This is a genomic window from Mesorhizobium sp. M7A.F.Ca.CA.001.08.2.1, assembly GCF_003998455.1.
GTDB classification, from domain to species: Bacteria; Pseudomonadota; Alphaproteobacteria; order Rhizobiales; family Rhizobiaceae; genus Mesorhizobium; species Mesorhizobium ciceri.
The window spans coordinates 1-6,905 of record NZ_RZPW01000300.1 but is presented as its reverse complement, the minus strand read 5'-3'; the positions used below and the strand labels follow the sequence as shown (position 1 = coordinate 6,905).

The window sequence follows — 6,905 nt, the reverse complement described above, 5'->3', positions numbered from 1 at the left end:
TGGTGCCGGTGCTGCCGGTGGCGCTCAGGGCAATCGCCGAATATCGCCGGCTCTGCCCCTACCATCTCGACCCCAAGGGCCTGCTGTTCCGCGGCGCCCGCGGCGGCCCGCTCAACCCAGCCATCGTCCAGCGCGACATGGCCAAGCTGCGCTCGGCGCTCAACCTGCCCGATACCGCGACGCCGCATGCGCTGCGCCATTCCTTCGCCACGCATCTGCTCGGCCGCGGCGGTGATTTGCGCACCATCCAGGAACTGCTCGGCCACGCCAGCCTGTCGACGACGCAAATCTACACCGGCGTCGACACCGCGAGGCTGCTCGAGATTTATGAGCAGGCGCATCCCAGGGCGTGAACGCCAGTAACGTTCACCATTTGGCCGAAAGCCTCCCCAACGTCGTCGTCCCTGGGCGAAGCAGGAGCGAAGCTCCGTCGCGGAGACCTTGGGATGACGAAGAAATGGGCGTTTCCGCTAATCGTTGAAGCATGAGCCCCATCGACGTCAGTTGAGGGCGATAGCCAGTCCAAGACAATTTCTCAGCACAGGTTAACCGTTTTGCCGCTTTTCAGTCCTAGAAGAGGCCCATGAAATGCGTCATCGCCATCGCCGACCGTGCTGCTTCCGTGTCGCTGAAGCTGCTCGTCGCGCTCAATGTTCTGTTCTTCCTGTCGTTCCTCGCCGTGCTGCTGTTCGCGGCCGGCAAGGCGCATGCCGAAGTCCCGACCTGCACCGGTGCCGACATGCTGTCGGCCCTGCAGAAGAACGATCCGGCGACCTACCGCAAGATCGAAGCGGAAGCCGCCGCGACGCCGAACGGCAAGGGCCTGTTGTGGAAGCTGGAAAAGCCCGGCGAGAAGCCGTCCTTCCTGTTCGGCACCATGCATATGACCGACCCGCGCGTCACCACGCTGCCTCCCGAAGCGCAGAAAGCCTATGACGCCGCCGGCACCATCGTCATCGAAACCACCGACGTGCTCGACAAGCAGAAGATGATGGTAGCGATGCTAAAGGAGCCGGACCTGATGATGTTCACGGATTCGACGACGCTGGCGTCGCTGCTGTCGCCCGACGATGCGGCGGCCATGAACACCGCGCTCGACGCACGCGGCATTCCGCCGGCAACGGTTGCCAAGATGAAGCCGTGGATGCTCTCGGCCATGATGGCACTGCCGGCCTGCGAGCTGGCCCGTCAGTCAGGCGGCGCCCCGGTGCTCGATGTCAGGCTGGCGGAAGGCGCGAAGGCTTCCGGCAAGCCGGTGGAAGGATTGGAGACGGCTGAAGGCCAACTGCGCGCCATGGCCTCGCTGCCGCTGGCGTTTCACATGAAGGGCCTCGTCGACACGCTGAAGCTCGGCGACAAGGTCAACGACATCAACGAAACCATGATCGTGCTCTACCAGCGTGGCGACACCGGCATGTTCTGGCCGCTGTTTCGTGCCGCGATGCCGGACCAACAGGACGACCCCGCGGGCTATGCGGCGTTCGAGGAAACCATGATCACCAGCCGCAACAAGGTGATGGTCGAGCATGCCGAACCGATCCTTGCCAAAGGCAACGTCTTCATGGCGGTCGGCGCCCTCCACCTCCCCGGCCCCGAAGGCCTGGTCGAGGATTTCCGCAAGGCCGGTTACACCGTCACGCCTGTCGGACTTTAGTGACTTCAGCTTACTTCGCCAGGATCTGGGCCAGCATCGCCGGAACGACGATCCGGTGAAACGGCATGATGATCGCGAGATAGGCGCGCCCGAGCCAATTGTGCGTCTTGACGATCGTCGTCGCGGCCACCTCTTGCCGGCCGCTGCCAAGATCCCTGACTTCGACCAGGACACGGAAATCGAGATGCCGGTCGTCGAGGCCAAGCACAACCTTGCCGGGAAACTGGCTGGAAATATCCCGATCCGGCCCGACGGCAACACCGCAGTTTCCAGGCCCGTCTTCAGCCGGAACGGCCTGACGGCAAGATTGCGCAGCGCCATGAGCCTGCCGACCCAGGGCGGCGTTCGCCCCAGAGCGCGTTCGGCCGCGCCGAGTGCGGTTAAGGAAAGGCCTTCAGTGACCAGCACATAGCGGTCTGCGAACTGGGCTCTGGCAAGAGCATCGCAGTGATTCGGGACAAGCTGAGCTGACGAATTCGTCACGGCAAAACCCTCTGATTCGACCTTAACAGACGCAAACTTGGCGCGCTGCGTGGCGAAACGACGCCACTCCGGCTGCGGAAGGGCAGGATTGTCCTTGTTTTTGGCGTTTTCCAACCCTAGCGTGAAACCAGTTCAATGATTGCGCGTTGTATGGTGTTGATTGATATTTTTCATCCACGGAGGACACTTTTATGGCGAACACACCGAATCCAAACGACCCGTTCAATTCGTCCACCAACGCACCAAGGCCAAGTGGCGGCGGCGGTGGTAGCGGTTGGCTGATTGCACTGGTCGTCGTTATTCTGGCGGTTGTCGCGTATTATGTTTTCGGAAGAAGTGGTGAGCACCCGGCACCCGCCGAGCCGCCGGCGGCCAGCACACCGGCCCCAGCGCCTGCACCGGCGGAACCGATGAAGCCGGCTGAACCTGCGCCCGCGCCTGCTCCGGCACCTGCAGAACCGGCGCCGGCACCCGCGCCCGCACCGGCTCCTGCGCCGGCACCAGCCCCTGCGCCGGCACCTGCACCGGCCCAGTGATTGGCTCGATATCGGTTACGAACGGCCCGCTGAAAAGCGGGCCGTTTTGTTTTGTAGGGGCCGCCAGAAAGGCCTTTCCAGAAACTCGCTCCGGTGAGTCAGCTGGTGTGGTTTTCGAGAACCGGAGCGCAGCGGACATTGGGTCCGTGAGCAGCGCATGACCCCGAAGATCAGTCCGATTTTTTCGGAGAGGATCATGCGCCAATCAAAAAGGGTCACAGCATCCTTTGAGCGTCCAGGAGGGACGCGCGGCGCTGTGAAAGCGGAGAAAACCTCGCCAGATGGCCGCCGGAGTAGAGTTTATGAAAGGGCCTTAGATGTGGATCGGCTTGAAGAACGTCGCCAGCGCCGCCTCCTTGATCGCCTCCGACATCGTCGGATGCGCATGGCAGGTGCGGGCGAGATCCTCCGACGAACCGCCGAACTCCATCAGCACCGCCGCCTCGTGGATCATCTCGCCGGCGCCGAAGCCGACGATATGCATGCCGAGCACGCGGTCGCTTTGCCTGTCGGCGAGGATCTTCACAAAACCGTCCGTGTGCAGCATGGCGCGCGCCCGGCCATTGGCGCTGAACGGGAACTTTCCGATCTTGTAGTCGATGCCGGCCTTCTTCAATTCTTCCTCGGTCTTGCCGACCGAGGCGATTTCCGGGCTGGTGTAGACGACGCTCGGAATGACGTCATAGTTCACGTGGCCGGCCTGGCCGGCAATGGTTTCCGCTACCGCCACGCCCTCATCCTCGGCCTTGTGCGCCAGCATCGGCCCGGCGATGACATCGCCGATGGCATAGATGCCCGGGATATTGGTCTTGAGATGGCCATCGGTCTTGACCCGGCCGCGCTCGTCGACCTCGACGCCGGCTTCCCCGAGCCCGAGGCTGTCGGCATAGGCGCGGCGGCCGGTGGCGATCAGCACGGCATCGGCCTCGATGGTCTCGGCGGCGCCGCCCTTGACCGGCTCGAAGGTGACGGTCGCACCCTTCTTGGCCTTGGCGACGCCGGTGACCTTGGCGCCGAGCTTGAACTCGAAGCCCTGTTTGCCCAGCAACCGCTGGAATTGCTTGGAGACCTCGCCGTCCATGCCGCCCAGGATGGTGTCGAGGAATTCGACCACGGTGACCTTGGCGCCGAGCCGCGCCCACACCGAGCCGAGCTCGAGCCCGATGACACCGCCGCCGACCACCACCAGATGGCCGGGAACCTTATCCAGCGACAGCGCGCCGGTCGACGACACGATCACCTTCTCGTCGATGTCGACCTTGACGCCGGGAATGCCGGCGACATCCGAGCCGGTGGCGATGACGATGTTCTTGGTCTCGATCTCCTCGACCTTGCCGTCCTCGGAGGTGACCGACACCTTGCCGGCGGCGAGCACCTTGCCGGTGCCGCGGAAACTGTCGATCTTGTTCTTCTTGAACAGGAAGGCGACGCCGTTGACGTTCGACGACACCGTCGCATCCTTGTGCGCCATCATCTTCTTCAGGTTCAATTTCGGCGCCGATATCTCGACGCCGAGCGTGTCGAAGGAGTGGCCGGCCTCGGCGAACATCTCGGAGGCATGGAGCAGCGCCTTGGACGGGATGCAGCCGATGTTCAGGCAGGTGCCGCCGAAGGTCGCGTTCTTCTCGACCACCGCAACCCTGAGCCCGAGCTGCGCCGCCTTGATGGCGCAGACATAGCCGCCGGGTCCCGATCCGATGATAACGACGTCATAAGCCATGATACTGTCCTTCTGTTTTGAGCATGATGCCGAAAAGTGTGACGCGGTTTTCGGATAACATCATGCTCGATCTGCTTGAGAGCGCTCAGCGGCCGCCGCTTACATTCAGGATCGCGCCCGTCGTATAGGACGCGGCGTCGGAGAGAAGATAGAGAACCGCGCCCGCGACTTCATCCACTGTACCGGCTCTTTTCATCGGCAGCAGATCGCGGAACCGCTCCACCCGGTCCGGCTGCCCGCCGGAGGCGTGGATGTCCGTGTCGATGATGCCCGGCCGCACCGCATTGACGCGGATGCCTTCTAGCGCCACCTCACGGGCGAGCCCGACGGTGAAGGTGTCGATGGCGCCCTTGGAGGCGGCATAATCGACATATTCGCCCGGCGAGCCCAATGTCGCCGCGGCCGACGAGATGTTGACGATGGATCCGCCCGACCCGCCATGACGGGTCGACATGCGCTTCACCGCCTCGCGGGCGCAGAGGAACGAGCCGACGACATTGATGCGCATCATGCGCTCCAGCCGCGAAACATCCATCTCGTCGACGCGCGCCTTGACGTCGACGATGCCGGCATTGTTGACGAAGGCATCGAGCCGTCCATAGGCGCGGTCGACGGCCTCGAACATGGCCACGATATCGGACTCCTTGCCGACATCGCCCTTGACCGCGAAAGCCTCGCCGCCGGCGGCCTCGATCTCGGCGACCAGCGCCTTGGCGGCCTCCTGGTTCGAAGCGTAGTTGACCGCGACCCGGTAGCCGGCCTTCGATCCGAGCCGGCAGATCGCGGCGCCGATGCCGCGGCTGCCGCCGGTGACCAGCAGCACCTTTTGCGTCCCGCTCATTCCTGGCATCCCTTCAAGGCAAACACATCCCACGGCACTTTCGAAAATCCGCTGCCGCCATAGGCGCTGGATTGGCGCAACGCCGGCCCGAGGTCCGGCAGGATCAGCGTCTTCGGCGCTTCGACGCCTTCAGCCGGCAGCAGTCCGATGTTGCCCTTTTCATCCGCCGTGTAGATGACGCCGTGCCAGGGCGTGCAGGCGGCAAGCTCCTCGCCGGTGACGTCGCCCTCGGGGCATTTGTGCATCAGCGCGCCGTTCGGCCGCGATACGCCTTCATTCCACATGACGATGCCGTTGAGCACCACATCATTGTCGAGAATCATGCGGAAGGTGTTGGTGACGGTCGCCGAGGTGCCGGTCGGCGTGAAGTCGATCTCGCTGCCGCTCTGTGTATCGCCATAGACAGCGAGCTCGATCGGACAGGCGGCGTGAGCGCCGGCAGCGGCCAGCACCATGCCGGCCGCGATCGATGCGATCGAAAGCACCTTGGAAAGGCTAAGGGAACGGGTCGTCATTCTGCCGCGCAGATCCCTTCCTCCGGCACACATTCCAACAGCCGGATCAGCACCAGACCTCAGAGATCAAGCACCAGCCGTTCCGGATCCTCCAGGCTTTCCTTGACGCGGACCAGGAAGGTCACCGCTTCCTTGCCGTCGACGATGCGGTGATCGTAGCTGAGCGCCAGGTACATCATCGGCCGGATCACGATCTGGCCGCCCACCACGACCGGCCGGTCCTGGATCTTGTGCATGCCCAGAATGCCCGACTGCGGCGCGTTTAGGATCGGCGTCGACATCAGCGACCCGTAGACGCCACCGTTGGAAATCGTAAACGTGCCGCCCTGCATGTCGGCGACCGACAGCTTGCCGTCGCGCGCGGCGATGCCCAGCCGGCCGATGTCCTTCTCGATCTCGGCGATCGACATCTGGTCGGCATCGCGCACCACCGGCACGACGAGGCCCTTTTCAGTGCCGACGGCGACGCCGATATGGGCATAGTTCTTGAAGATGATATCGGTGCCGTCGATCTCGGCATTGACCGAGGGGATTTCCTTCAACGCGTGCGTGACGGCCTTGGTGAAGAAGCCCATGAAGCCGAGCTTCACGCCGTGCTTCTTCTCGAACACATCCTTGTATTTGGTGCGCAGGGCCATCACCGCTGACATGTCGACCTCGTTGAAGGTGGTCAGCATGGCTGCGGTCGACTGCGCTTCCTTGAGGCGGCGCGCGATGGTCTGGCGCAATTTGGTCATGCGCACGCGCTCCTCGCGCGATGCATCGTCGCCCGAGGACGGCGCCCGCACGGCAACCGGTGCCGGTGCTGCTTTCGGCGTCTCGGCCGGCTGCGACGGCGCGCCCTTGGAGATGGCGTCGAGCACGTCACCTTTCAGCACCTGGCCGCGCTTTCCCGAACCGGAGATCTGGTCGACCGAGAGATTGCTTTCGGCGATCAGTTTCGCCGCGGCCGGTGCCGGTGGCATGGTGCGCGGCTCGACCGGGCCGGCATCGCCGGCGATCTTGGCGGTCTCGGCCGCGGCCTGCTTGCCGGTCGATGCCGCATCCGGCGACGAGGCCTGCGACACCGCTTGCGGCTTCGTGGCGGGAGCCGCGCCGCCTGCCGAAATCGACCCCAGCAGCGCGCCGACACCGACCGTCTCGCCTTCCTTGACGG

6 protein-coding genes and 1 pseudogene are annotated in these 6,905 nt (G+C 63.9%); 2 read left to right on the top strand and 5 right to left on the bottom strand.

Annotation, left to right across the window (positions count from 1 at the left end; translation table 11 throughout):
* Both EN914_RS18480 and EN914_RS18475 read left to right on the top strand, forming a co-directional pair.
* Nucleotides 1-353, top strand: a 353-nt coding sequence (locus EN914_RS18480; protein ID WP_164778787.1) for a tyrosine-type recombinase/integrase, incomplete at its 5' end; no start/stop codon positions are given.
* A 230-nt stretch (nucleotides 354-583) separates the two neighbouring features.
* Nucleotides 584-1,654 (top strand): TraB/GumN family protein, encoded by a 1,071-nt coding sequence (locus tag EN914_RS18475; protein ID WP_024504978.1) that lies wholly within the window; start codon nucleotides 584-586, stop codon nucleotides 1,652-1,654.
* Between the two features lie 10 nt (nucleotides 1,655-1,664).
* On the opposite strand, the gene EN914_RS39980 is transcribed toward EN914_RS18475, so the two are convergent.
* The 5 genes and pseudogenes from EN914_RS39980 to odhB all read right to left on the bottom strand — a co-directional run.
* Nucleotides 1,665-1,862, bottom strand: coding sequence for a DUF2867 domain-containing protein (locus EN914_RS39980; protein WP_338101316.1), 198 nt, complete (start codon nucleotides 1,860-1,862; stop codon nucleotides 1,665-1,667).
* Between the two features lie 1,124 nt (nucleotides 1,863-2,986).
* Nucleotides 2,987-4,402: pseudogene (lpdA, locus tag EN914_RS18460) on the bottom strand (dihydrolipoyl dehydrogenase); the annotation flags it as partial.
* A gap of 76 nt (nucleotides 4,403-4,478) precedes the next feature.
* Complete coding sequence (locus EN914_RS18455) at nucleotides 4,479-5,234, bottom strand: SDR family oxidoreductase (RefSeq protein ID WP_013528853.1); 756 nt, start codon at nucleotides 5,232-5,234, stop codon at nucleotides 4,479-4,481.
* Nucleotides 5,231-5,749 (bottom strand): hypothetical protein, encoded by a 519-nt coding sequence (locus tag EN914_RS18450; protein ID WP_024504976.1) that lies wholly within the window; start codon nucleotides 5,747-5,749, stop codon nucleotides 5,231-5,233. Before EN914_RS18450 ends, EN914_RS18455 begins: the two co-directional genes overlap by 4 nt.
* Before the next feature lie 59 nt (nucleotides 5,750-5,808).
* On the bottom strand, nucleotides 5,809-6,905 hold a 1,097-nt coding region (odhB, locus tag EN914_RS18445), incomplete at its 5' end, for a 2-oxoglutarate dehydrogenase complex dihydrolipoyllysine-residue succinyltransferase (protein WP_127389193.1).